22 protein-coding genes are annotated in these 25,877 nt (G+C 43.4%); 5 read left to right on the plus strand and 17 right to left on the minus strand.

The features are described 5' to 3' along the window. Positions 1-4: 4 nt before the first annotated feature. The 3 genes from GUA46_RS00605 to GUA46_RS00610 all read right to left on the minus strand — a co-directional run bounded on the left by GUA46_RS00605 (position 5) and on the right by GUA46_RS00610 (position 2,009). Positions 5-1,306 (minus strand): TolC family protein, encoded by a 1,302-nt coding sequence (locus GUA46_RS00605; protein WP_176618876.1) that lies wholly within the window; start codon positions 1,304-1,306, stop codon positions 5-7. Between the two features lie 185 nt (positions 1,307-1,491). Then, on the minus strand, positions 1,492-1,620 hold the full coding sequence (locus GUA46_RS16895) for a hypothetical protein (RefSeq protein ID WP_262497841.1): 129 nt from the start codon (positions 1,618-1,620) through the stop codon (positions 1,492-1,494). Between the two features lie 182 nt (positions 1,621-1,802). Beyond that, positions 1,803-2,009, minus strand: coding sequence for a YgaP family membrane protein (locus tag GUA46_RS00610; protein WP_108245391.1), 207 nt, complete (start codon positions 2,007-2,009; stop codon positions 1,803-1,805). Positions 2,010-2,172: 163 nt separating this feature from the next. Here GUA46_RS00610 and GUA46_RS00615 point away from each other — a divergent pair, with 163 nt between their 5' ends. Genes GUA46_RS00615 through GUA46_RS00625 form a run of 3 tightly spaced genes read left to right on the plus strand, consistent with a single transcriptional unit; the run spans position 2,173 to position 4,731 of the window. After that, positions 2,173-3,393: a sulfite oxidase gene (locus GUA46_RS00615; RefSeq protein WP_176618877.1), complete on the plus strand. Its 1,221-nt coding sequence runs from the start codon at positions 2,173-2,175 to the stop codon at positions 3,391-3,393. 1 nt (position 3,394) lies between these two features. Continuing rightward, positions 3,395-3,847, plus strand: coding sequence for a monoheme cytochrome C (locus GUA46_RS00620; RefSeq protein ID WP_176618878.1), 453 nt, complete (start codon positions 3,395-3,397; stop codon positions 3,845-3,847). Positions 3,848-3,852: 5 nt separating this feature from the next. Continuing rightward, complete coding sequence (locus GUA46_RS00625; protein WP_176618879.1) at positions 3,853-4,731, plus strand: sterol desaturase family protein; 879 nt, start codon at positions 3,853-3,855, stop codon at positions 4,729-4,731. A 15-nt stretch (positions 4,732-4,746) separates the two neighbouring features. Here GUA46_RS00625 and GUA46_RS00630 read toward each other — a convergent pair whose 3' ends face one another. The 11 genes from GUA46_RS00630 to GUA46_RS00680 form a co-directional block, all read right to left on the minus strand. Continuing rightward, positions 4,747-5,013, minus strand: a complete 267-nt coding sequence (locus GUA46_RS00630) for a heavy-metal-associated domain-containing protein (RefSeq protein WP_176618880.1) — start codon at positions 5,011-5,013, stop codon at positions 4,747-4,749. 10 nt (positions 5,014-5,023) lie between these two features. Next, on the minus strand, positions 5,024-5,368 hold the full coding sequence (locus GUA46_RS00635; RefSeq protein ID WP_176618881.1) for a rhodanese-like domain-containing protein: 345 nt from the start codon (positions 5,366-5,368) through the stop codon (positions 5,024-5,026). Positions 5,369-5,472: 104 nt separating this feature from the next. Then, entirely contained in the window at positions 5,473-6,888 is a 1,416-nt protein-coding gene (locus tag GUA46_RS00640) for an MBL fold metallo-hydrolase (RefSeq protein WP_176618882.1), read from the minus strand. A 54-nt stretch (positions 6,889-6,942) separates the two neighbouring features. Next, positions 6,943-8,676, minus strand: a complete 1,734-nt coding sequence (locus GUA46_RS00645; protein ID WP_176618883.1) for a SulP family inorganic anion transporter — start codon at positions 8,674-8,676, stop codon at positions 6,943-6,945. Positions 8,677-8,739: 63 nt separating this feature from the next. Beyond that, positions 8,740-9,372 (minus strand): Crp/Fnr family transcriptional regulator, encoded by a 633-nt coding sequence (locus GUA46_RS00650; protein ID WP_176618884.1) that lies wholly within the window; start codon positions 9,370-9,372, stop codon positions 8,740-8,742. 132 nt (positions 9,373-9,504) lie between these two features. Next, positions 9,505-10,578 carry an alkaline phosphatase family protein gene (locus tag GUA46_RS00655; protein WP_176618885.1) on the minus strand — a complete coding sequence of 358 codons (1,074 nt, stop codon included), beginning with the start codon at positions 10,576-10,578 and terminating at the stop codon, positions 9,505-9,507. Continuing rightward, positions 10,568-12,172 carry a purple acid phosphatase family protein gene (locus GUA46_RS00660; RefSeq protein ID WP_176618886.1) on the minus strand — a complete coding sequence of 535 codons (1,605 nt, stop codon included), beginning with the start codon at positions 12,170-12,172 and terminating at the stop codon, positions 10,568-10,570. The genes GUA46_RS00655 and GUA46_RS00660 overlap by 11 nt, the downstream gene beginning before the upstream one ends. Then, complete coding sequence (gene pbfA, locus GUA46_RS00665) at positions 12,172-13,539, minus strand: (R)-1-hydroxy-2-aminoethylphosphonate ammonia-lyase (protein WP_108245402.1); 1,368 nt, start codon at positions 13,537-13,539, stop codon at positions 12,172-12,174. The genes GUA46_RS00660 and pbfA overlap by 1 nt, the downstream gene beginning before the upstream one ends. A gap of 6 nt (positions 13,540-13,545) precedes the next feature. Further along, complete coding sequence (locus GUA46_RS00670; RefSeq protein ID WP_176618887.1) at positions 13,546-15,201, minus strand: alkaline phosphatase family protein; 1,656 nt, start codon at positions 15,199-15,201, stop codon at positions 13,546-13,548. 79 nt (positions 15,202-15,280) lie between these two features. After that, positions 15,281-16,732, minus strand: a complete 1,452-nt coding sequence (locus GUA46_RS00675) for a SusD/RagB family nutrient-binding outer membrane lipoprotein (RefSeq protein WP_176618888.1) — start codon at positions 16,730-16,732, stop codon at positions 15,281-15,283. Positions 16,733-16,753: 21 nt separating this feature from the next. After that, positions 16,754-19,963, minus strand: coding sequence for a SusC/RagA family TonB-linked outer membrane protein (locus GUA46_RS00680; protein ID WP_176618889.1), 3,210 nt, complete (start codon positions 19,961-19,963; stop codon positions 16,754-16,756). Positions 19,964-20,245: 282 nt separating this feature from the next. Here GUA46_RS00680 and GUA46_RS00685 point away from each other — a divergent pair, with 282 nt between their 5' ends. After that, positions 20,246-20,812: a helix-turn-helix domain-containing protein gene (locus GUA46_RS00685; RefSeq protein ID WP_176618890.1), complete on the plus strand. Its 567-nt coding sequence runs from the start codon at positions 20,246-20,248 to the stop codon at positions 20,810-20,812. Here GUA46_RS00685 and GUA46_RS00690 read toward each other — a convergent pair whose 3' ends face one another. From GUA46_RS00690 to GUA46_RS00700, 3 genes are read right to left on the minus strand one after another with little or no spacing between them, the layout of a single operon-like run. After that, positions 20,813-21,487 (minus strand): phosphonatase-like hydrolase, encoded by a 675-nt coding sequence (locus tag GUA46_RS00690; RefSeq protein WP_176618891.1) that lies wholly within the window; start codon positions 21,485-21,487, stop codon positions 20,813-20,815. Further along, the gene (locus GUA46_RS00695) at positions 21,484-22,656 is read right to left on the minus strand and encodes a TIGR03364 family FAD-dependent oxidoreductase (RefSeq protein WP_176618892.1); all 1,173 of its coding nucleotides are present in this window, start codon (positions 22,654-22,656) and stop codon (positions 21,484-21,486) included. The genes GUA46_RS00690 and GUA46_RS00695 overlap by 4 nt, the downstream gene beginning before the upstream one ends. Further along, entirely contained in the window at positions 22,646-23,938 is a 1,293-nt protein-coding gene (locus GUA46_RS00700) for a DUF5690 family protein (RefSeq protein ID WP_176618893.1), read from the minus strand. Before GUA46_RS00700 ends, GUA46_RS00695 begins: the two co-directional genes overlap by 11 nt. Before the next feature lie 267 nt (positions 23,939-24,205). Here GUA46_RS00700 and GUA46_RS00705 point away from each other — a divergent pair, with 267 nt between their 5' ends. Then, on the plus strand, positions 24,206-25,855 hold the full coding sequence (locus GUA46_RS00705) for a solute:sodium symporter family transporter (RefSeq protein ID WP_176618894.1): 1,650 nt from the start codon (positions 24,206-24,208) through the stop codon (positions 25,853-25,855). Positions 25,856-25,877: the final 22 nt, after the last annotated feature.

The raw sequence follows: 25,877 nt of genomic DNA on the forward strand, positions 1-25,877 counted from the left end.
GCAATTATTCTTTGGTTAAAAATGTGAGTAAGGATTGTGCTTGATTGTATTCAAAAATGGTTTGATAATAGGCCAATTGCTTTTCGGCATAAGTAGCTTCGGCCATTAATAAATCGGTTGTTTTTTCCAATCCCTCTTTAAATCGGTTTGTACGTATTCTCAATGATTCTTCGGATTGCTCCATAGCCAATTTTGATGTCTGGAGTCGACTTTTGGCATCTTCCACCATTCGTTTAGTGCGTTGAAGCTCCATCGTACTTTTGGCAACGTATTGTTCGTATTCTTTCTGTGCTTTTTCATAGTTTGTTTTGCTTTTTCCTGCCTTGGCAAAGCGTTGTGATCCTTTAAAAACATCCCAGCTCAAACTTGCCCCAACAATGTATCCTTTGGAATCTGCCTGAAATATCTGATCATCATACATCTCATAGCTCGCAAAGGCATTCAACTTGGGCAAAAAGGTCATATTATCCGCCTTCATATTTGCTCTGTACGCTTCAGAAACCAAATCCATAGCTTTAACATCCGCTCTGTTCTCCAAGGAAGCTTCGGTCGCTTCCCCGATATTTTCAGGCAACAATTCTTGGGTAGGTTCAAAAAGAACATTTACTTGTTCATTCATTAAAAAAGCCACGTAGTCCGAAGCATTTTTCACATTACTCTCGGATGTTTTCAACTGATCGGAGACTTCGGTCACCCTCACTTTTACTTCCAACAAATCTGCTTTTTGAAGTAATCCTTGGTCAAAACTGTTCTGGGCCATGTTCAGGTTGGCAGTTGCTGCATCGTATGCTTTTTGCATGACTTCCACGGCACGATAGGCCAATTGCAATTGGCCATAAGCTTTCTGGGCCTCAAAATCCAAATAATCCCTAGTTCTCATGGCTTGAAGCTCTTTGGCCTCCATGGTTGTTTTGGCAGCCTTGCGCTGATAAAAACCGTCCATATTGACCAAAGGTTGCTGGACGGAGACCACGGTGGCAAAGTTTTCCACTTGATCGGGGTCGTTCAATAGATCCGGATTAAAATCTGCTTGGGTCAGAATCCCTTGGTTGAGTTTGGACCCAAATGCCATTAAAGGGTTTGTGGTTGCCATTCCCGTATGAGAAACAGAAATCTGTGGCAAAAAAACGGAGTTGGAAAATCTATAATCGTATTTGGCCATTTTGGCTTCCTGATCGGAAATCTGAATGCTCGCATTGGACTCCCTCACCTTTTCCAATACTTCTTCCAAAGAAATATTCACAGGTTCCTGGGCAATCGCAGCCTGCATTAGACCAAATGCAATAAAAATGAATATATGCCTCATTATTTGTATTGTTTTGAGGCAAAATTAGAATGGCAACGCTGTTCCTACAGTAACATTGGTTACCATGGGAGAAAAGTAAAAATGGGGCTGATACCAGCCCCATTAATCCTTAATTATCAATTAAATACCTAATGCATCAAACTTAAAAAGCCAGCATTTTGGCAAAAAGGGATTCTAGAAATTGTTTATTTTTTACCGCTATTCATCAAGGATAGAACGGCAACCACTAAAACGATGACAACGAGGGCGAAGACCCCTATCATCCAGATGCCATTTTCCCAAGATACCAACGGAATGTTTACTAATGATCTCACAATGTATTGGTTTTAAGTTTGAATCAAATGTAATCGCTGTTTTCAAGTCAAAATATGATAATGCTCATAAAACCAGAGTCCAACCATCTAATTATGAGAGCCTCAAGACCTTCAAAACCCCATTAAATAAAAAAGCCGCTCCAATTTTTGGAGCGGCCTTCATTATCAACCAACCAAAAAACTTAGCGTTTAATTTTACAAGTGTTAATTCCGAATACCGTATACAAAGGACAAAAGCTTATGAAGCTCGTTAGTACGAAAATGGCGGCCAAGGCCAAAAGCACATATGCCAATGTTCCTGTTATCACATTAAAATAATACAGCGCACCTACAACGAGAGCCAAGAGAATCCGAATCGTGCGGTCCGCACCGCCCATATTTTTTTTCATAATCGATAGTTTTGGATTTTACCGTACAATTTACTTAATAACCTTTTTGTTATTTCTGACAATCAGTTCCTTACCGTAAAATTACATGTTCACTTTCAACCTTACGGTAACATCGGTTACATAGCTTTGCCTATTTTTACGATACATTTAAATTTTGACCTACATGAACAGAAGAGGTTTCTCCCACAAAATTTCGTTGGCAGCCATGGCCACCTTTTTGGGCAGCGAAATAGTTTTTGCACATAGGATGCCACAGGATTACTTGCCCTTGGGGTTACAGGACCCTGACCCTTTCAAAATGTTCGACAAGGACAAGGAAATGGTCGTTTTAAATGACAAGCCCTGGAATATGGAAGCCAAAGCCCATCTACTGAACGATGATGTTACACCGAACAAATTCATGTTCATTAGAAACAATGGTCGGATCCCAGAACGAATCGATACTTCCAAATGGTCGTTAACGTTGGATGGTGAATCCGTAAAGAATGCTAAAACTTATTCCCTTGCTGAACTTAAAAGCAAATTTCAGCACCATACTTACCAACTTACACTAGAATGCGGGGGCAACGGTAGAAGTGAGTTCAACCCGCCAGCCAAAGGAAACCAATGGACCGTTGGTGCCATATCTTGTGCCGAATGGACGGGAGTAAGACTACGGGATGTTCTTGAGGATGCTGGAATCAAACCAGAGGCCGTTTACATTGGTTACCATGCCGCAGATACGCATTTGAGCGGTGACCCAAAAAAGGAACCTATTTCCAGAGGTGTTCCCATATCCAAGGCCATGCAAGATGAAACCTTGCTTGCCTTCGCCATGAACGGTTCGGCTATTCCCTTAGCCCATGGACACCCGTTGCGATTGGTATGTGGGGGATGGCCCGCATCCACATCGGGGAAATGGGTGAATCGAATCAGTGTTCGGAACAAAGTGCACGATGGCGAAAAAATGGGGGGTACCTCGTACCGAGTCCCTTGTGAAACTGTTGCTCCGGGCAGCAAGGTCGAAGATTCTGATATGTGCATCATAGAGTCCATGCCGGTAAAATCCTTGATAACCTATCCAAAAAGTGGAGCACTAATCAAAGAGGGGAAAACATTGAATATTAATGGCCATGCATGGGCGGGTGAGCTTGAGGTTTCAAAAATGGAATATTCCATCGATTTTGGCAGTACCTGGCACAACTGTTCCCTTAAAAAACCAGCTAACCGTTTGGCTTGGCAACATTTCAATGCGACTGTATCATTTCCCAAAAAAGGCTATTACGAGGTCTGGGGAAGGGCTACAGATGCTAATGGAAAAGCCCAACCGATGGTACTTCCTGGCTGGAATCCGAAAGGCTATCTTAACAATGCCTGCCATCGTATTGCGGTCAAAATAGTATAAGATGGGAAAACAGTTTCAAAAACAGGTACGCGCGCTTTCCAAAACCCTCTTGTCCTTTCTAATATTGGTCCTTTTCATCTTTGGTGGGTTATACTATTGGGCTAACTATACCCCACAATCGGACATTGTGGAAATTCCTTTGGAAGAAACCGCCGATGATTACGACAAAGTAGAAAATGGTGTCCACGTTGCCACCGGATTTATAGATGATAAAGGAATGGAAGCGACCATACAAAATTGTACCGCTTGCCATTCCGCAAAATTGGTGACCCAAAACCGAATGAGCAGGGAAGGATGGAAAGCTACTATAGAATGGATGCAAGAAACCCAGAACCTTTGGGATTTGGGCGCGAACGAAGAATTGATTTTGACCTATTTATCAAAAAATTATGCTCCTACAGACAAGGGACGACGCCAGAATTTGGAGGATATTGAATGGTATGAGCTAAAATAGCTGCAATGGAATACGTTGATGCACTCGTTAATGGTTTTCTGGGAATGGTTCAATGGACCTGGAGGTCCATCATTTTTGATGTGCCTTGGTACACCAATTATTTCTGGGGGTTGATTCTTATCTCAATTCTGGTGTGGGGCCTGGAAATCCTCTTTCCTTGGCGCAAGGAACAATCCATTTTTAGAAAGGACTTTTGGTTGGATGTATTTTATATGTTCTTCAATTTCTTTGTATTCGCCATCATTATAAACGGGGTGTACAAAGTCCTGACCGTACTCTTTGGAGATATTGGGATCAGTTCAAAAACGTTGGCCATCGTGGATATTGCCAATTGGCCCCAATGGGTTCAGTTGGTTGTGTTTTTTGTGGTGCTCGATTTTGTTCAATGGTTCACGCACATTCTTTTGCACAGGGTCCCCGCTTTTTGGGAGTTCCATAAAGTGCACCATAGCGTAAAGGAAATGGGCTTCGCAGCTCACATGCGTTTTCATTGGATGGAAAATGTTCTCTACAAACCCTTAAAAACTTTGGGATTGATGGTCCTCGGAGGGTTTGAGCCCGAACAGGCCTACATCGTCCATTTTGCTGCCATTGCCATCGGACACTTTAATCATTCGAACATTAAACTGACCTATGGCCCATTAAAATATGTGCTGAACAATCCTGTGATGCACCTGTACCACCATGCCTATAATCTTCCCGAGGGTCATCGCTATGGAATGAATTTTGGAATTAGCCTGAGTCTTTGGGACTATTTATTCCGAACAAATTATATTCCCGAAAGCGATGGTAAAATAGAGTTGGGGTTTCCCGGTGATGAAAAACTTCCGAAGGGGTTCTGGGGTCAATCAGTATCAGGTTTTAGAAAAAAAGATAAAGGGTGATGTCCATCCAATTAACTAAGCCAACTTTCCGCTCGCGCAACTTACAAACGATTTTGCTTTGTCCACAAAACCATTCTCATCATCAATGGTGGGGTATCCCATGCGTTTAAGGGCATCTTTAATTAAGGAAGCTACATCGGCGCCTTGATGGTCAAAGCTAACCGATGAGCTTTCCTTATCCACAATCACATTTTTAATTTCTTTTATCTCAGAAAGTTTGTTGGAAATGGTCTTTACGCAACCCCCGCACTTTAGATTTTGTACTTGAAAAGTAGTTTGCATAGCAAATGGATTAGTAGCACCAGCTTCTATAGCCTCCCCTTAGGTCGTAGACTTTGGCGAAGCCCAATTCTACCAATCGTCTCGCCGCCTTTTGGCTTCTGTTTCCGGATTGGCAATAAATAAATACCGGGGCATCTTTCTTTAACTTGGAAAATGCTGACTCGAAAGCGGAACCTTGAAAAAAGTCAATGTTCTTGGCTCCTTTGATATGACCAGAAGCAAACTCCGCCTTGGTCCTTATATCCACTAATTGCACCTTTCCTCTGGATATGGCTTCCTTATATTCTTCCCTATCCATTACTTGGATTTCATCGGGAAGGTTATGTTCTTTGAACAAAAAACCTAGTATTGACATAGTCCCATTGTTTTATGAGACCAAAGTACACCATACACCCCATCGAGTTCAGTAACCACGGTTACACAGTGCCATTTTTTTAATCAATTCCAGTGGGTTTTGTCTTATTTCAATGTTGTAGGGCAAACGTAGTCCGTAACCGGTATTCCAGCCTTTTTAATATCGGCAAAGCCACCAGCTACATCCACTAAGTTATGGATTCCCCTACTTTTTAATATGGAAGAGGCAATCATACTACGATATCCTCCCGCGCAATGGACATAAAAGGTCTCTTTTTCCGGAAATTCCGATAAGTGGTCGTTGATGTAATCCAAAGGTGTCAAGTTTGCATTTTCCACATGCTCCGCCTGATACTCAGATTCCTTTCGGACATCGTAAACAGGAACCTCCTCCTTTTCTTCCATCAATTCTTTAAGCTCTTCTGCATTGATGCTGTCCACGGTATCCGCTTCTTTTCCAGCTGCCTTCCATGCCTCTATTCCGCCTTTTAAAAACCCTAAGGTGTGGTCAAACCCAACACGGGACAATCGAGTGATGGTCTCTTCTTCCCTACCTTCGGGAGTCACCAAAAGTATCGGTTGCTTTACATCGGCGACCAATGCTCCCACCCATGGGGCAAAACTTCCATCCAACCCAATAAATATAGACCTGGGAACATGTCCTTTTGCAAATTCATCTTGATGGCGCACATCGAGCACTATGGCTCCTGTTTCGTTGGCAGCCGCTTCAAAGGCTTCCGGTGTAAGGGCCCGGGTACCTCTTTCCAACACTTTATCGATATCCTCGTAACCCTCTTTGTTCATTTTTACGTTGAGCGGGAAGTATTGAGGCGGGGGCAACAAGCCATCGGTCACTTCGTCGATAAATTCATCCCGGGTCATGTCCGCCCTAAGGGCATAGTTCATCTTTTTCTGATTGCCCAAGGTGTCCACGGTTTCCTTCATCATATTTTTTCCGCACGCGGAACCAGCACCATGTGCCGGATAAACGATTACATCGTCTGCCAATGGCATAATCTTGTTGCGCAGACTATCGAACAAGGTCCCCGCCAGTTCTTCTTGGGTCATATGGGCCGCTTTTTGGGCCAAATCCGGACGGCCAACATCTCCAAGGAACAAGGTGTCCCCACTAAAAATGGCATGATCCCTTCCATTTTCGTCCCTCAACAAATAGGTAGTGCTCTCCATGGTATGACCGGGTGTATGCAATGCCACTATGGTGATCTTACCCAGTTTAAACTCCTGCTGGTCTTTGGCAATAATGGCATCAAAAGAGGGTTCTGCCGTTGGGCCGTAGACAATGGGCGCCCCAGTTTCTTTGGATAGCGTAAGGTGTCCGCTTACAAAATCGGCATGGAAGTGTGTCTCAAAAATGTATTTGATCTTTGCTCCGCTCTCCTTTGCCGTTTTCAAATAGGGGTCGATCTCCCGCAATGGGTCGATTATCGCCGCTTCCCCTTCGCTCTCTATGTAGTAGGCACCTTGTGCAAGACAGCCTGTATATATCTGTTCTATTTTCATATTTTCGATTTTTTCAAATATAGTATTCCGAATCCTTAAGTTCAGTTACCAAAGTTACAAAGTCCTTCTTTTGGACTGGAGCGACACCTTTTTTTGCATAAGGCTCCGCTCATTCTGTTCGTTACATCCATTCACGGCATCAATGGTCTGCACATAGAGGTTTTCCTCCCCTAGGATGTCCACGATTCCGCTACTGTACAAAATATCCCTTGTCGGACCTATGGCCGCTGCGATCAAAAAGTGGATGTCGCGGTGCCTTAGATCCAAGATAATGCGCTCCAACATGGAAGCGGCGCTGCTATCAATATAATTGATGGGTTCCGCATTTAAAATGATATATTGCAGGACAGGCCCCTTTTTATCTATCTGCCGGTAAAGTTGCTTTTTGAAATAATCCTTGTTACCGAAATACAATTGTGCATCGAATCTTATGACGAGCTTATCGGCTTCCACCTCCACATCGCCCGAAAAACGGTCAATATTCTTAAAATAACTTGTGTCCTTGATTCTTCCCAAGACCGCCATATGTGGCTTGGAAATTCGGTAGACCAACAACATCAAGGACAACAGTACTCCGAACAGTATTCCCTCCATCAAACCGATGAACAATGTCATCAAAAATGTAGCGACGAGCAATAAAAATTCATCCTTTCTATTCTTCCAAAGTACCCAAGGATACCTTAAATCTACTAGGCCCGATACCGAAACAATTATGATCGCCCCCAACACCACTGCTGGAAGGTTATAGAACAAAGGGGTAAGAAAAAGCAATACACCTGCAATAATCAGGGTGCTAAATATCAATGACATTCCTGTTTTAGCTCCGGCTTTATCGTTCACGGCGGTTCTCGAAAAACTTCCAGATACCGAAAAGGACTGGAAGAATGAACCTAACATATTGGCAATACCCAATGCCCTGAGTTCTTGGTTTGCGTCCAATTCATACTCAGGATGCTTTTCCTCCACCGTCTTGGCTATGGAAACGGATTCCATAAACCCAAATAGGGCCACCGTTATGGCTATGGGCATAAGTTGTCCCATTTTGTCCCACTGGAACTCAGGGGCCTGAAAACCTGGAAGTCCCTTTGGAATATTCCCCACGATATGGACTCCCGCCGTATTAAGCTTAAAGATAACCACGGCCAAAATGCCCAATACCACCAAGAACAGTGGCACTGGCAATTTTTTGTTGAATCTGTTCAACAGAACTATAAATAGTATGGATCCCAAACCCATAACAAGGGTTGGCCAATGAATGTAGGGCAAGCTTAGAAATATATTCGCTAAAAGTTCATGTATTCTACCTGACTGGGCAAAATGGGTCCCCAATATATGGTTCAGTTGACCAAAACCTATGAGAAGTGCTGCAGCAGATGTAAATCCGCTTATGACCGGTTTGGACAAAAAATTGACAAAAAAGCCCATTTTCAATATTCCCATGAGCAACTGCAGCCCCCCGATAAGCAAAGTCAGGAAAAGTACTGTTGTGATATAGTCTTCCTTGCTGATTAGATTCAAGGCTCCAACACCTGCTGCTACCAATAATGAATCCATGGCCACAGGTCCCACCGCCAGCTGCCTTGAAGTTCCCATCAAGGCATAGACAAACTGGGGTACCAACGCCGCGTACAATCCATAAATAGGTGGCATACCGGCAATCATGGCATAGGCCATACCTTGGGGAATCAACATGATTCCCACCGTAAGACCTGCCACCAAATCGCTGTTGAACTTTGAGCGATCATAGTTGGAGATCCACGATAAAAAAGGAAATATCCTTTTGAGCATGCAATTGTTTTTATGCAAAATTACGCAGCCTAACTGGAACCTACGGTAACAAAGGGCACAGACCTAAAGGTCTATGACGTGTATGTAATTTCGGTGCAAGACCAGTTTTTTCATTTTTTCAAGTTTCTTGAGCAATCTGGATACCACTACCCTTGAGGTATGAAGATCATACGCTATTTCCTGATGGGTATTTCGGATTCGGTCGTCATTGGTTACCTCCACCTTCTTTTTAAGGTAGTCCACCAACCGCTGGTCCAAGTTTTTAAAGGCAATGCTATCCACTGTCTGCAACAATTCGTTTAAACGGTTTTGATAACTTTCAAAAACATAGTTTCGCCACCCCTTATATTTGGCCATCCACTCCTCCATTTTTTGAACCGGCACCATCACCATTTTGGTATCGGTCTCTGTTATGGCCCTGATCTCACTTTTGGTCTGACCCATGCAGCATGCCATGGTCACCGAACAGGTTTCTCCCTGCTCCAAATAATATAAAAGTAGTTCATCTCCCTCTTCATCCTCCCGAAGCACTTTAATTGCTCCCGACAACAATAAGGGTATACTTCTTATGTATTGCCCAATATCCATTATGGTTTCTCCCGCGGGCACTTCCATTAATCTTCCTTCTTGAAGGATTTCATCGATAAGGGACTGCTCAAAATGACTGCTGAATATCTCTAAAAGGTCTTCTTTCATAGTAAACTGATACGCTCCTCTAAGGTAACTATTTTAGAGAATATGGCCCTTTGCCAAAATGTCCAAAAATGCAAGACCCGCACCTAGGGCACGGGTCTTTGCGGTAACGCAAACTAATAAACGAACTTAAACTTATAATTTCATGGGCTTGCCCTCGATTTCTTTAGGAATGGGCATGTCCAATATTTTTAGAATGGTCGGTGCAATCTGATTGGTGTACAATTGTTCGCTCTGCTTGACTTCGCCTTTGTGAGCAATGCTGTTTCCAAAAGCTATCATCCAAACGGAGCCTGCCCCATTGATATCGCTTCCGTGACTTCTCCATGTGTCCAAAGGCTCGGTACCCCGGCCATGGTCCGTAGTGATCAAAAACACGGTTTGGTCCTTATAAAAGTCATTTTGTTGGGTAAATTCCCATAAATCTTTGATCAATGCATCGGTATTGTGGGCCGATTTTAAATAGGCTTGATAATCCCCATCGTGAGCAAAATCATCGGTTTCTCCGTAGGAAATGAAAACCAATTTTGGGTGCTTCTTTTTCATGTGTTCCAAGGCATAATGATGGGTGAATGCATCCAAACGGACCGTGCCCCAAGGACTTGGTATCTGGTCCTGAAGCTCGTTCAAAAACTCCTCCCTGGCATTCAAATTATCGGTGGCCTTCTCAAATCCCGCATTTACTGGAACTCCCGAGCGCTCTTCGTTAACTATAGAGGGAAAAACATCCCAGCTACCAAAGGCAGCTACTTTACCTTTTCCTTCGGGCGTACTGTTGTAGCGCTCCAAAATGGTGGTGTTGGGGTTTGGGATTTTATCATTGCTTCGAATGTTTTCATCATCCGCAGTTCCTGTCAAAATTTCGTTGTAACCCGGGTAAGAGAACCACATGGAGTTGGTCAAATCTACTTTGCTTTCCAACTTTCGGTTTCCATGAATTTGGCCCATCTCTTCGACTTGACCCCAAATAAAGGGCAGTAGCGCCTCCCTTCTTTCGCTCGGTGTATCCCTCCAAAAAGCTTCCTTCAGCATGTCTGCTTCGTGAACATAATCCTTGTGACCGATCAAAAGGGAATCTGCTCCGGTAAACAGTTCCTGCCAACGGAAACCATCCAACGTTATCAAGATTACTTTGGTATCGGTATTTTGGGCATTAACCCTGAACATTGCCACTACGGCAATCATCAAGAACAAAAAATTATTTTTCATTTTCCTGTGGTGTTTTAAATGATGCTGTTTCGGACCAATCACTCCAGTTCAAGTTTTGGTCACGGTACCGAACTTTCCAATAATAGGTGGTATTTGCTTTTAATCGTTTGGTTTTTTCATCGGTCAAATCGTCCTCTTTTTGACGGTCTTCTTCGTAATACCAGTTTTCAAATTGTTTCCAACTGTCCAAAGCCAACTTATCAAAATCAGGACTTTCCGAAACCTGCCAATGTGATGCGGCATGAAATGCACCATTTAGAGGGCTTGAAAACTCACCTGCTTTTAAGGTCGTAAATTCCGTAGTCACCGTTTTGTTATTCACAGGTGAATCTACTTTTGGGGCATTGGGCTTTTTTTCCAATCGCCAAACGGTGATGCTATCGGTAAGCTCGTTCTGACGGGACTTTACGGTATTGCCCTGACTGATTCTTTTGATAGTGAATTTAGGGTCGCTACGGTTTCCGTCGACCTCAACCATTACAAATCCATATTCATCTTGGGTAACCGTAAATTCATCATAATCCCTACCTGCAAACTCTCCCCAATTATCGATGGAGCCTCCCGCCGAGGCCACATTGATCCAAAGGTGTTTGTGGTCTCTGGATTGCCCTCGTGAATAGCCATGGGTATGACCAAAAAAGTGGATGCTTGGTTTTCCTGTTTTGGTGGAGAACGTCTCCAACATTTTTACCACTTTGCCCGTTGATTCTTCCTCGCCCGGAATCCAAAGTTCGGATTTATGTGGATGGTGGAGTTGCGCAAATACAAAATCAATATCATCGTTCTTTTCCGTATCTGCCAGCACTTGCTCCAACCATTCGTATTGTTCACGAAGGTCACGATAGCCGTCGTTGGAATTCAATCCGATGATTCGGGTATTGCCATAATCCTTGTACCACCAATGTTCTGCAAAGGCTGGTGTTCCATTTTCTGGAAGGCTGAAGTATTTGAAGTAGAAAACAGAGTTGCGTTCGTGGTTGCCCAAAACCGGATACACGGGGACCTCGGCAAAGAGTTTTTGTGCCGGGTCGAAGAAGTGTTCCTTCCATTGGTAATATTTGCTGCCGCTCTGCACCAGGTCGCCGGGAATCATCACCATGGCCAGATTGTCGGGCAACTTGCCTCCGTACTCCTTTTCCAAATACCGAAGAACCCCTTGATTTACGATTTCGGAAAACTTGTCCGGATGCTGGCTATCGTATTGCATATCGCTCATGGCCACAATATTGAACGACTCTTGGTCACTTGAAAAGGGTGGTGTTTTAAATTGATAGATATCCGATTTGGCCTTATCTGTTTTCACCCGGTAATAATACTCCGTAAAGCGTTTAAGGCCTTCCAGTTTTACGGTATGCACCCGGGATTCAGAGAAATTGATATCCTCGGCTTTCCCCGAGGTTTTTTTGCCCAGTTTTTCCGTGGTTCCCCATTCCACAATGCTTTCTTCGCCACTGGTGGTCTCCCACATGATGACGATGGAATTCGGTTCTGCATCTTGGAGATAAGGTTGTACCAAAATTTGGGGTTCGGTTTGCGCTGATAGTTTCATCACACCCAAACAAAGTACAAGTAGTAGTTGGTTCGTTTTTTTCATTAGGCGATATGGTTTGTTTTTAAAAAGGCAGAGTTCAATATTTCAAATGCTTTTTCCAGTTCTTCTCTTGTTATGGTCAATGGTGGAGAAAGCTGTAGCACGTTTCCTTTGGAAACTTTAAAACTTAATCCTTGTTTTAGGCACTCGTACATAATTTCTTCGGCTTCGGCTGTTGCTTTTTCTTTGGTCGTTCTGTTAGTCACCAGTTCAATGCCCCATAAAAGACCAACACCCCGCACATCTCCGATCAATGAATATTTTCGGTGCATTTTGTACAAGGATTTTCTCATGAATTCTTCATCCTCCTTCACTTTTTGCAAGATGTTTTCCTCTTCCAAAACCTCTAAAAGCGTCAAGCCGGCCATGGATCCCAACGGACTTTTTTCATGGGTATAGTGCCCGAGGGAAATATGTCCGAATTTGTTGTATTCTTCACGGGTAACAATCGCTGCTTGAGGGATAATTCCACCCCCCAATCCTTTACCCAAGCAGAGAATGTCCGGTTCAATATCAAAAAGCTCGTAGGCGAACATAGTTCCCGTTCTTCCAAAAGCGATGGGGATTTCATCCAAAATCAGTAAAACACCATGTTTGGTACAAAGTTCCCTAGCTGCTTTCCAGAATTTTTTTGATGGGATCTGCACATCGGTGTTGCGAATGGTCTCCGCTAAAAAAGCTCCAATTTGATGGTCTTTCTCCAAAACATACTGCAAATACTCCAATGCCTTGTCCTCATTACCCTCAAATATACCACGATAGGTTATTGGTGGCGGAATGCGTTCCACACCGGGCATTAATGGCCCCATATGCTCTTGGAAGATCGCTTCGCCCCCAACACTTATGGCATCCAAAGATGCACCGTGGAACGAGTCCCAAAAAGAGACGACTTTATGCTTACCAGTAATGGCCCTTGCCAATTTTAGGGCAATGCCAATGGCCGAGCTTCCGTTGGGGGTCATTAGGATGCGGTTAAGGCCCTTTGGAGTGTAAGAGGTCAATTTCTCCGCAAATTGAATAGCGGTCTCATTGGCGTAGCGTCTGGTGGAAAACGTCAAGTTTTGCAGCTGCTCCGTTAGTCGAGCGACCAGTTTTGGATGCGAAAACCCGATTTGGTGCACGTTGTTTCCATGAAAATCGAGGTACTTTTTGCCCGATACACTGATCATGTGCGAGCCATCACAATTTTGGAGCACGTCCAAACAAGGTGTGGACATGGATTGATGCATAAAATATTTGGCGTCCTTTTCCAGTAGCTCTTGGGTTTCATCGCCAACTTCGTTCTGCAACCATGCTCTCCGCGCAGGAGTTAGGTTGATGTCGCCCTCCACAACAGATTCTGAGTTGTGCTTGTTGCGCTTTTGCTTCATTCTTTGTTATTTTTCTCTAAACAGCCTATCCGCTGGAATAATTTGTTTTGGCGTATTGGGACCCGAATATTTAATATCCAAATGATAGCCCCCGCCACCGTTGAAAAATTCTACACGGACCAAATGCCTCCCTCCGGATAGTTCCAAAGTCCCGCTGCGTTCCATAACACCATGGTCACCATCGTTGTCCACTATCTCGGCACCGTTCACATAAAGTTTGCTACCATCATCACTATTGGTGAAAAAGTTATATGTTCCTTCTTCGGTCACTTCCAAATAACTTTCAAAAACCACGGCCACTTGCTCTTGCGGCATATCTTCGGAGAGTGCTTGCTTATGGGAGAACTCCGTTACGTAACCTTCATGCACCGGATTTAAGGTAGTGAAAACCGGAAGCTTTTCGATACCGCTCACTTGAAAAACCTCAAATTTGACAGGGTCCTGTTTTGCTTTTGAAATAATCCTGAAATTTCCTTCGGCGACGGTACTTACCAATCGCTCGTTCTGAAAAATACCTGCCTTGATGATATTTGTCTCCTTTAGATAAAAGGTGTCTTGATAGACTTGACTGTTTTCAAAGGTGGGTACAGTATTGCCAATGGTATATCGAATCTCACCCATATTGTTCGGGTTTTGCATGACCACTGCAACAGAATCCGCTTTAAAAACGCCTCCTGCGGGCTCAAAATGCCCAGCATCTGGAAGAATTTTGGGTTGGCTTATCTGCTCTTTTCGTTTGTATATAAGCTTTGGAGCTTCATTTCCTATAAAAGCCCCTCTTACGGGTCTGCCCATCCAAGCTTGGGGCATTTGCAATCCCATGGCATAGGCAACTGTCGGTGCATTGTCGTATTGGTAAACGGTCTCTTCGATTTTATAGCCTTTTTTGATTCCCGCCCCGTACATAATGAATGGTATTTCCATTTCGGCCAGACTTTCTCCGCCATGACCAAAGCCTAAACCTCCGTGGTCTGCGGATATAATGAACATGGTTTTTTCAAAAATCCCTGCATCCTTGGTTGAATTTACGATTTTGGCAATCAGGGAATCTGCCTTTTCCACTGATTTGTAATACTCAGGGCTCCCATGGCCTTGGGAATGTCCCGCATGATCTACGTGATCCAAATGCACGAAGGTGAATTTTGGTCTATGCTCCTTGATGTAGCTTACCGCTTCTTGTGTGGTTTTGTCCTCATGATCTCCGTCGATATCAAAATCCACATCGGATTTTTCGAACAAACGTCCAAAACCGTCCCAGTCGTAAATGGCACCTACATGCGCTTCTGGCTGTTGGTCTTTAAACAGTGTGAATATGGTAGGGAAAGTACCGTTTTCAGTAACTACGACCGGTGGTAATTGATGGTCGAACTTTTCCCAACCGTTGGAAGTCGCTCCATGTTGTTCCGTATCGGCACCCATGATCATACTGGCCCAATTGGGACTGGAACTTGATGGGAGTACGGACCGTGCATGCATGGTTGCGGCCCCACTCTGGATCATGGAATCCAATGTTGGCGTTTTGGCCTTTTGAATCCCATTAGGACTCATACCGTCTATTCCAATGATGACTACATGCTCAATATCAGTGGACCGATTTACTTTATTTGTGCACGATACCATCAAACCAATCAGCAGAATAGGTAACAGTAGTTTTTTAGACATCTTATTTATTTTTAACAACAAAGGCCGCCCTGAAAAACAGGGCAACCATATTTTGTTTAAAAGACTATTTTTCAATCGTTTAATATCTGGTTCCGGTTTCCCACCAGCCAGGTGTATTGATGTTGTCCCCTTCTCCGCCCATGGCTTGTACGGCAGCTTCATAGTTTGCCGTATTCAATGTCTGTTCGGACGATGGATAAAGGAAACGAACCGGATAACGTCCTCCGTTAAGGTCGTCTTGGCCTGTTTCCAAAGCAGGAATACCCGTTCTTCTGTAATCCATCCATCCTTGGTAATCCACGTTCCAAAGTGCTATGGTTTTTTGAGTAAGCAGCAATTCCAAAGAACCATCATATTGTACGGTTGGTTGGGCCAAGTATGCATCAATATCAGCATCTGCAACGCCCCAATAGGCCAAGCTTGCCCTAACACCAGCGTTGTAATAATCTGCGGCACTGCCAGCAATAAAACCTCTCTGGGCAGCTTCTGCCAAAATAAATTGTACTTCTGAATTTTTCATGATGAACGCTTCGGCAGCTGTTGAGGAGAAATAAAACAATTCCACATCCAAACGGCTTGGACTGTTGGCATCGTCATAAGCACGGGCATTGTCTTGGTTCAGACCAATTGGAATACCTACCCATTCGCCATCACTGTTACGATCGAACCAGATATCCAATCTAGGATCGTTGAATTCTTCAAAATAGCCCAACAATGTGGTACAAAGACTCTTCTCGTCAAAACCACCGATACGACCTGTACTCTCTGGCCAAGAATCGGTATTTGATGTACCACTATAGGTTAATGTGGCGTTGTCATCATTAGAATTGATGTAGTTTCCTGCACTGACAATGGCCTGCATTTCGGCTGATACATCTCGTTGTTTGGAAATTCTCATCAGGTAACGAAGACGCAATGAATTTGCCAGTTTTCTCCATTTGGAAGCATCTCCATCATAGATAACGTCACCTGTAGATCCGGTAATCGCTTCCCCTTTTGCCAGTGCGGCATCGGCATCTGCCAAATCTTGAAGGACCCCATTATAAACGGTTTCTTGATCATCGTAAACGGGCGTAAAAATTCCTTCGGACTCACCTGACATGGCCTCGGTGTAAGGTACGTGGCCATACAAATCGGTAAGGTTGGCAAAAGAAAGTGCTCTCAATGTCAGGGCTATGCCTTCGTAGGTCGCATTTTGAGATCCTTCTGCACGGGAAATTTCCAAAATATCGTTGATTTCGGGCAAGTAGTTGTAAAAGAAATTCCACATGCCTTGATCTCCCCAATCAAACTGACTAAAACCAGGAAAGTTATTTTTTGCCATGAGCTGGGTAATGGTATTTCCATCGCTATACCCCTCTTGTGTCAACGTTCTTGTGATTTCCGAAGTTACGGTGGAGGTAAGCAAGTTGGCACTCACCTGTTCCGGGGCGTTGGGGTTGGAGTTGATACTCTCAAAATTGTCCGTACACGAAACCAATAGGGTTCCTGCAAATAAGATGGATGTTATGAAGTTTGATGTTTTCATCATTCTTTATCTTAAATTCTTTGTTTAAAATTCTACGTTAAGGTTAAGACCAAAACTTCTTGTGCTGGGCAATGCCATATCTTCCACACCGGGTACGATCGAACCTCCGGAGAAAGAAATGGATTCGGGATCCACATGGTCATTCTCCGTCCAAAGTGCCAGGTTACGACCTACCAAAGAGATGGTCGCTGATCGTATCGGCGTGTTGGCCAACAACTTGCTTGGAAGCGTATAGCCCAATTTTACTTCTCTTAGCTTTACATAGGTAGCATCGAACATTGAGCTTTGCTCGTTGCTTCTGTTGTACACGTGTGAGTAGTAGTTTGAAGCCGCTACATTGACCGTGTTCGGTGTATAGTTTCCATTTCCATCATCCACAACACCTTGGGCAACGATGCCCGATTCACGACCGGGAACAGTGAAATCCAACATACCTGTAGTACCGCCAATGGCAACCGTTCTGGAGTGATACACACCACCTTGTCTCCAATCGAAAAGGAAACCAAATCGAAGGTTTTTGTAACGGAAGCTATTCTGAAAACCAACCATAAAATCTGGATTGTAGTTTCCTAGGTTTCTCAGTTCATTGCTTCTGATGGGCAAACCTGAATCACCATCAATGATCCATTGTCCATAATAAGGACTGTTTTGGTCGGTCACCTGTTCGAAACCTGTTCCGTAAAGGTCACCCATACGCTCTCCGACCTCAGCAACAACTTGAAGGTAATTTTCCTTTACAAGATATTGGGTCAATCCATCCGTAAGTTCTTTTACCTCTCCACGATTGGTGGTAAAGTTGATGTTGGTATCCCAGCTAAAGTTGTCGGTTCTAAGCGGTGTTGCGGTCAAGGTGATTTCCAAACCTTTGTTCTCTACCTCACCTGCATTGATGACCCTGGAACTAAATCCGGAAGTATTGGATACGGGCAAAGAAAGAATCTGGTTATTGGTTACCGACTTATATGCAGCCACATCCAATCCCAAACGGTTTCCAAAGAAACGAACATCGGCCCCCACTTCAAATGAGTTGGTGCGTTCTGGTTTAAGGTCGGCAAGTTTCAACTCGGAAGGGGAGTAGGCCCTAGAATATCCATTGAATGTGTTTCCAAATCCAAAGGTCGCGGCCAAATTATAAGGGTCGGTATCGTTACCCACACTGGCCCAGCCTCCTCGAACTTTCGCAAAGCTGATGGACTCTGGCATCTGGAACATATCAGAAAGAATGAAACTCAAACCAACGGATGGATAGAAATAACTATTGTTTCCATCAGGTAATGTGGAAGACCAATCGTTACGAGCGGTAACATCCAAGAAAGCATAATCTTTATAGGCCAAATTGGAGAAGGCATACAAACTGTTTACGGTGAATTTACCGTCATAATCACTCTGCGTCAATGGCTCGGCCGCATTTCCAAAGTTATAGATTCCAGGAATTGACAAGGAGTTGGCACTGATACGTTGATATCTGTTCTTTGCCGAACGATGGTTACCCCCGAAGGATACACCAAAATCAAAATCTTGGTTCAGCTCAGTGTTGTAAGCCAAAAGGAAATCCGTATTCTGCTCGTAGGCATAAATAAAATCCTCCCTGTACTGACCATTTGGGAAGCGTTGGGTTGAATAGGCCCTTTTCCTCATATCCAGTTCACTGGAATAGTCAAAACCGGAACGCAACATTAGGCTCAATCCTTTTGCCAATGTCATATCCGCCCTTAGGTTGGTGATCACACGGTCCTTGTTAAAGGCATTGGTGTTCTCGTACACAGTAAAGAAAGGGTTATCGTGGTAGTTGTAGTTATAGTTGTACTGCTGCACACCTTCCAAACCTGGCTGCCAATAATCCCTTAAATTGTTCATGTTGATATGACGACCGAACCAAATCCACAGATACATTACGTTTTCTGTTCCGTAAGAGTTATTGGGACGGTTGCGGGAGTTCGAATTGATGTAGTTCATGGAACCGGTCACCTTTAACCAATCGGTAAGGTTGTAGGAACCATTTACTTGGTACGACCTTCTTTTAAAATTGGAGTTTGGAATAACACTCTCACTTTGCAAATCGGTAAAGGATACCCTAAAATTACCATCTTCGTTAGCTCCCGTCAAAGCAATGTTATTGCTCATGGTGAAACCTGTTCTAAAAAAGTCATCGATATTGTTGGGCTGTGGAGAAAAAGGCGTTGCGATGATTTCACCAGCAAAAGTTCCATCAGGATTTCTTGGCCTAACATGAACGTCACCAGCTCTCAATCCACTGGTTGTTGGGCTATCGTGCTGAGGGATCAATTGTCCGTTTAAAGCTGGCCCCCAGCTTTCGTCCACGTGATCGTTTATACCTCCTGTCAAGGAACGGTTCTGCCCACCATCATTAAAAGCAAACTGCCCTCCGGAACCTTGTCCGTAGCGGTTTTGATATTTTGGGAGTGTCAAAAGATCTTCGAAAGTCGAATTGTGGGTATAGGACACCCCAATTCCCTTGCTGCCCTTACCAGATTTGGTGGTAATGAGCACAACACCATTGGCTCCTCTGGAACCATAGAGTGCTGTTGCATTTGGTCCTTTAAGCACGGTCATGGTCTCTACATCATCTGGGTTAATGTCCATGGCTCCGTTACCATAATCAACCCCCATGTTCCCCTCACTTCCTGTATTGTTCACATTGTTGTTGATAGGAATACCGTCCACTACAAATAATGGCGAGTTGGCATTGGGACTTGGGTTAAGGGAATTCTCACCACGGATAATAATCTGTGAAGAAGACCCAACACCCGAGTTTCCTCCCGTAATCTGGACACCGGCCATTTTACCGGCAAGCGAATTGACCACGTTGGTCTCTTTGGCCTCGGAAATTTCCTCTCCCGAAACCTTTTGTACTGCATAGGCAAGCTTTTTGGTCTCTCTTTGTATACCCAAAGCAGTTACCACAACCTCATCCAATTGTTGTGAATCGGGCTGTAATACGATGGTCGCGGTAGTTTTACCGGCTGTTTCCAAATCCTGGGAGATATACCCTATATAGGATACTACCAAAATTTCCCCTCCTTGTGGGAGCTCAATTTCAAAATTTCCATCAAAGTCGGTGGCCACACCTGTGGACCCACCCTTTACAACTACCGATGCACCCGGCAATGGTACGTTGTTCTCGTCTAATACCTTTCCTGAAAAGGTGACTTGCGAATAGCCAATTATACTTACGGTGAATGCAAGTAAAAAAGCTACAATCGATTTTTTCATTTGTTGAGTATTTGTAAAAATTGGTTAATTATTTATCAACAAATATCCTATACAAGAGTTAAGACAGGCCTTTAAACAGATTAAAAAAATGATACGGAATGGTTAAAAGAAAGGGTTCAATGTTATGTAAACATTATTTACAAATATGCAATTTATTCAAATCGACAAAAACAGAGATTTCACAACATACCCCAGTAGTTTAATGGATTAACCGTATTTTTTTAGTAATCTTGATTTATCAAAAAATATTATAAATACTAAAATTTAGGAGGGCCATAAGTAATGGAAGATTACCTCATCGGAATCGGGAAAAGAATAAAGCAAATCCGTAAGAACAATAAAAAGACCATAAACGATGTTGCGATAGCTGCCGGGGTAACCGCTGGGCTTATTTCACGCATTGAAAACGGTAGAACTATACCATCCCTTCCAGTGTTTTTAAAAATTGTGGAGGCATTGGACACCCAGATGACGGATTTTTTTGATGGTATCCCGAAAGGTATGGGTCAAAATTTTATTGTGACCCGCAAACACGAACAGTCCATTATAGAAAAGGAGGACGAAGCAGTTGGTTTTACATATAATTATATTTTTGGAAAACAGTTGAACTCTGTGGGTTTTGAAAGTGTGCTTCTGGAAGTACAGCCCAATTCAAGAAGAGAAAAGGTAGTGACCGATGCTTTTGAGTTCAAGTATATTTTAACCGGAGAGTGCTATTACGAGATTGGCGACCAAGAGGTTCTTTTAGAAGAAGGGGATTCTATCTTCTTCGACGGTAGAATCCCCCATGTACCTATCAACAGAGGAACAGTTCCCTCTAAAATGTTGGTGGTCTATTACTTTATTTGATCAAGAAAATAACACCTTTTCCAGATTGGTCAGGGAATCCAGGATCAAAGTTGGTTGCGCGGTCTCCAGCTGTTCCCGTGTTTGGGCGCCGGTTAAAACGCCCACTGTCCAACCACAATTCGCGTTTTTTCCTTCTTCAATATCGATAACGGAGTCACCAGCTTTCAATACATGTTCTGGGTTTTTGATACCGAACATATCCATCGCCTTGTCTATCATTTCCGAAGAAGGTCTTCCATGTACCACATCGTCGGCAGTAATCACAGCATCAATTTGATTCCCCGCAGCCCAGCCTAATTTGTCCAAAAGCGAACTTGCGGTTTTTTGGTCGTAACCTGTATTCAAGACCACTTTGACCCCTCTAGACTTTAATAGTTGGAAAAAGGCCTCAACACCATTATAAGAGCTAACCTCTAAATTGGCATAGGCTTCTTCCAACATTCCTTTAAAGTCTTCAAAAACAAGATTAGCATCAATTGATGCATTCTTGGTCTGTTCCAAGATATCTACAATAGCCTTGAATTTTTCCTTTCCAGCGCCAAATTCCAGAACGGTATCCAAAGAAACCTCGACCCCATGTTTGGCCAAAGCTGCCCTTACCGTTTTGTATACGACATTGTCCTCGTTCACTGTGGTACCTGCCATATCAAAAACGGCCAATTCTATCTTTTTCATAATTTGATTTTCTGCTTATTGAATATAGTAGTAATGTTCTTCTTCGCGAATCCGGCGCTGCCCGTCATCCCCTTTCCACCGATTCCTGTTACAATATGAATATTGTGGTCGATGGTTTTTTGAAAAATATCACTGTTCCTGCATTGCGAGTACATTCCGTACCACCTATTTTGAATTTGATACGTGGGAAGGTCAATGATTTTTCGGGCTTCATCAATCATAAAATTGTCGATATCCATATCCAGATCATAACCCAAATCCTCAACTCTGTGGGCATCCGCATATTGATGGGAATCTCCCAAAATCACCGAACCATCTGCCGCTTGTTTAAAAAGAATATGCACGCCCCATTTTTTCTGAAGGCTATTCTTTGGCTCCTTTTCCTTGATTCCGGCAAAGGATGGGCATTCATGGAACGCTTCGTACCTTCGAATGGACCATCCCGTTAGGATAGAACCTTTTAACTCGTAGTTCTTTTGCGGTTTGGTCTGCATCATTTGCAGTTTGGAAACTTCCAGATCACTGGTGGCAAATAGTTCAGGATACAGGTTTTTAAACTCCGCTCCATTACAAACAATTACTTTCTTACCGCATATCGCATCACCTGTTGTGCTTTGGATCGAAACCCACTCTTCTTTGGATTCACAGGATACAACGGGGAAATCAAACCTGATGTCCAAGCCTTTCTGGTCCATCAAATATTTCTGGAGCTTATGGATCATGGTCCTAGGTTCCACTGTGACCTCATCTGGAAAAAATAATCCAGCTGTAACATACTCCTTTCTAAGTCCAGGGTAATTGGCCAAACATTCTTGTTTGGTGAGCATTTTTGATATGTAATCGTTCCCATTATTGATAGCTCTCAACTCCATCAACAACTGTTCTTCCTCTTCATTGGAAGCCAAGTATACTGTTCCGTTCTGGCGGATACTTATATCAAACTGGGATTGAATCTCCTTGTATATTTTCAGACTTTCCATTCCAAATTTCTGCCATTTGGAATCCATACCCGAAGGGACAACCTGTCCAAAATTTTGTGTAGTAGCTCCTCTGGGATAGGCATCTTTATCCACCAAACAAACCTTTAGGCCCAATTCCAGTGCATGGTAGGCGTGAAAAGTTCCCAAAACACCCCCACCTACTATGACGGCATCATACTTATTGTCCATATTCCAATTGCTTATTAAGTTCTTCCGACTTGCGGCGGGCCACGAAATGCCCATATAATATTAATGTACTTACTATACCGATTACAGCAACGGCATAGGTGCCATAGACGAAAAACTTGAGCCATGATACATCGGCCTGTCCAAAATTCTTGTAGAGCAACACCAAAATGCTTCCCAAATAACCAAAGGCATCGGCAATATAGATTAGAAAACCCGAGTTTCCCTTTACTTTAAAAGTGGCAATAAACCGGTCAAAAAAGAGACAGTTGAACGGCACATAACAGATGTAGAGTCCAAACCCAGTACAGACCATCCAAACAAACGGGTCCAACACCCCGGTTTGAAACATTATGGTACTGACCACCAATACCAAGGTCCCTAGGATAAGCAGGGCATGATAGGTAAGCAAGGCTTTAAAGTTATCTTTCACATAAAAGATGGCCCCGATAATCAAAAGCACTACAAGGGCAATGATAATTTCGGAGGTAGAATAAACAGAGGCATTCCCTTGATAACCGATACTATCCCACAATTCTCGGGCAAAATTGTCACGAAAATCCCTAAAAGCCGTCAAAAAAGTATAGAACAACACTATGATGAGCAATGGGAACATAAACTTCTTTAATAAGCTTTTTCTATCTGCAGCTGTCATCGGTATCCGCTCGGTTCGATTGGCAATATCCTCAGGGGTTGGTGGAGGTACCCGTTGCAACAAATACGAACATATCAAAAGAGGAAAAAGGAAGAGTGCCCCGGTTACGGACGGCATCCAAAACTCACTAACCCCCCATGAATTCACCACAAATAACCCGACCGATTTTACCACTCCACTTGATACAATAAAGCTTGAGGACAGTACTACTCCCAAAATATCGGTAAACCTACGTCCTTCTATATAGGAGAACACAATGCCCCAGATCATGCCCAATGGAAAACCGTTAAGGAACATAAATGGAATATTGTACGGGGTGGGTACCCATGCAAATAGCACTAGCGAAATTTCGGCAAGTACTATAAGAGAAATTAGGTAAAGTAATCTTCTATTGGGCTTTAATTCGGATATCACCTTAATACCCACAAATTTGGAAAGGGCATACCCAAGTACCTGGGCAATCACCAAAAGAATTTTGTAATCCACTCCTATAAAGGAGAGTCCTTCAAAAGAGGCCACGGAAAATGGTTTCCTAAAGGCGTACATACAAAAGTATGTGCCAAAGGCAGCAAGCGAAGCATGCAGCAGAAACCCAAACCCTGATCGCTTTGTGAGCGTACTTTTACTCATAAATGTTTACAAATAATAAAAATATGTTTCAAATTACTCACATTTATAAGGATAAAACCTGCCTTTTCAGTTTAAATAATTGTTAGCTATCCATTATCTTTTTACAAGCATTTATTGCCATATCAAATTTTCCAAAAACCTCCAATCCAAGTTAAAATGTTGTGTTTACGGGTTCATCCCGCATTTCGGAAAATTCAGGCTATATTAGCGTGCACAACCAGCTGAACAAATTGTTTTGTCCATGGACAGAACACCAAATATTATACTATGGCACTTATTTCGTTTTTGGGATTCACACTATTGGTAGGAATCATATCGTGGTGGTCCGTTAGAAAAACAGATGAAACATCGTCGGATGGTTATTTCTTGGGAGGCAGAAGCCTTACCGCTGGAGTAATAGCGGGCTCCTTGCTGCTGACCAACCTATCCACGGAACAAATTGTAGGGCTAAACGGAAGCGCTTATAAAGATGGGCTATCGGTAATGGCCTGGGAAACCTTGGCCGCACTCGCCATCGTGGTAACGGCCATGTTCCTCCTACCCCGCTACCTTAAGGGTGGATTAACAACGGTTCCCCAGTTTTTGGCCAAACGTTTTGATGTGGCCACAAAGACCATAACCTCTGGATTGTTCCTCACAGGTTACGTAGTGGTTCTGCTTCCTGTCATATTATATTCTGGTTCGGTCGCCATAAGTGGTATGTTCGATGTTCCCGGATTATTGGGGGTTTCGGACTCCACAGCCTTGGTAATCTGTATCTGGGGCATTGGCATCATCGGTTCCATTTATGCAGTTTTTGGTGGATTGAAAGCGGTTGCGGTTTCAGATAGTATCAATGCCGTTGGTCTTATTATCGGTGGTATCATGATTCCGGTTTTTGGTCTGATGGCCATAGGTGATGGGAGTGTGATGGGAGGATTGGAAACCTTAATGGCAGCAAATCCGGAACGTTTTGATTCGACCGGGAATCCGGGACAGGAGGTGCCATTTTCCACCATTTTCACCGGAATGATGCTGGTTCAGCTTTTCTATTGGGGGACCAACCAACAAATTATTCAACGGGGACTGGGAGCAAAGAACCTTGCCGAAGGGCAAAAAGGACTTTTATTAGCAGCATTTTTAAAAATTCTAGGGCCTATTATCCTAGTGTTGCCCGGAATGATCGCCTACTACTATTTTGAAGGGGGGTTGGCCAGCAGTGACCTTGCTTATCCAGAATTGGTACGGGCCGTACTTCCAAAACCATTGATGGGCTTCTTCGCCGCAGTACTTTTCGGGGCCATTTTGAGTTCTTTCAATAGTGTACTCAATAGTTCGGTAACCTTGTTCGGAATAGACATCTACAAGCAGCATATCAACAAGAATGCATCGGAAATGACCGTGGTAAAATATGGCAAGGTGTTCGGCGTATGCTTGGCTCTTGCGGCCATGTTCATAGCACCGCTTATTGCCAACGCGGGCAGCTTGTTCAATTATTTGCAGGAAATCAATGGTATTTATAGTATTCCCATCTTCACAATTATCGTGGTGGGCTATCTCACTAAAAGAGTTCCTGCCATCGCGGCAAAAATTGGTATCCTTTCAGGCTCTGTTCTTTACATTATCAGTCAATTTATCGTGGGGCCAAGAATGGTCGCCAACGCATTGGCTGAAGCAAAAGCAAACGGAGTTACCGATGCTGCCGAACTTAATTTGATAGAGGCCGGTGCATACCCTCATTATTTGCACGTAATGGCAATCCTGTTTATTTCAAACATTGCTATTATGTTGATCATTGGTAAGTTTTATCCAAGAAAGGAGCCTTTCCAATTGGAATATACCAAGCAAGTATCCATAGAGCCTTGGAAACACGTAAAATTGGCAAGTGCATTTATTGCCATAGTCGTAATTGGAATCTATATCTATTTTGCGAGGTAGAAGCTGAATTTAAAAGCCCGGA

The organism is Flagellimonas chongwuensis, assembly GCF_013376415.1.
GTDB classification, from domain to species: Bacteria; Bacteroidota; Bacteroidia; order Flavobacteriales; family Flavobacteriaceae; genus Flagellimonas; species Flagellimonas chongwuensis.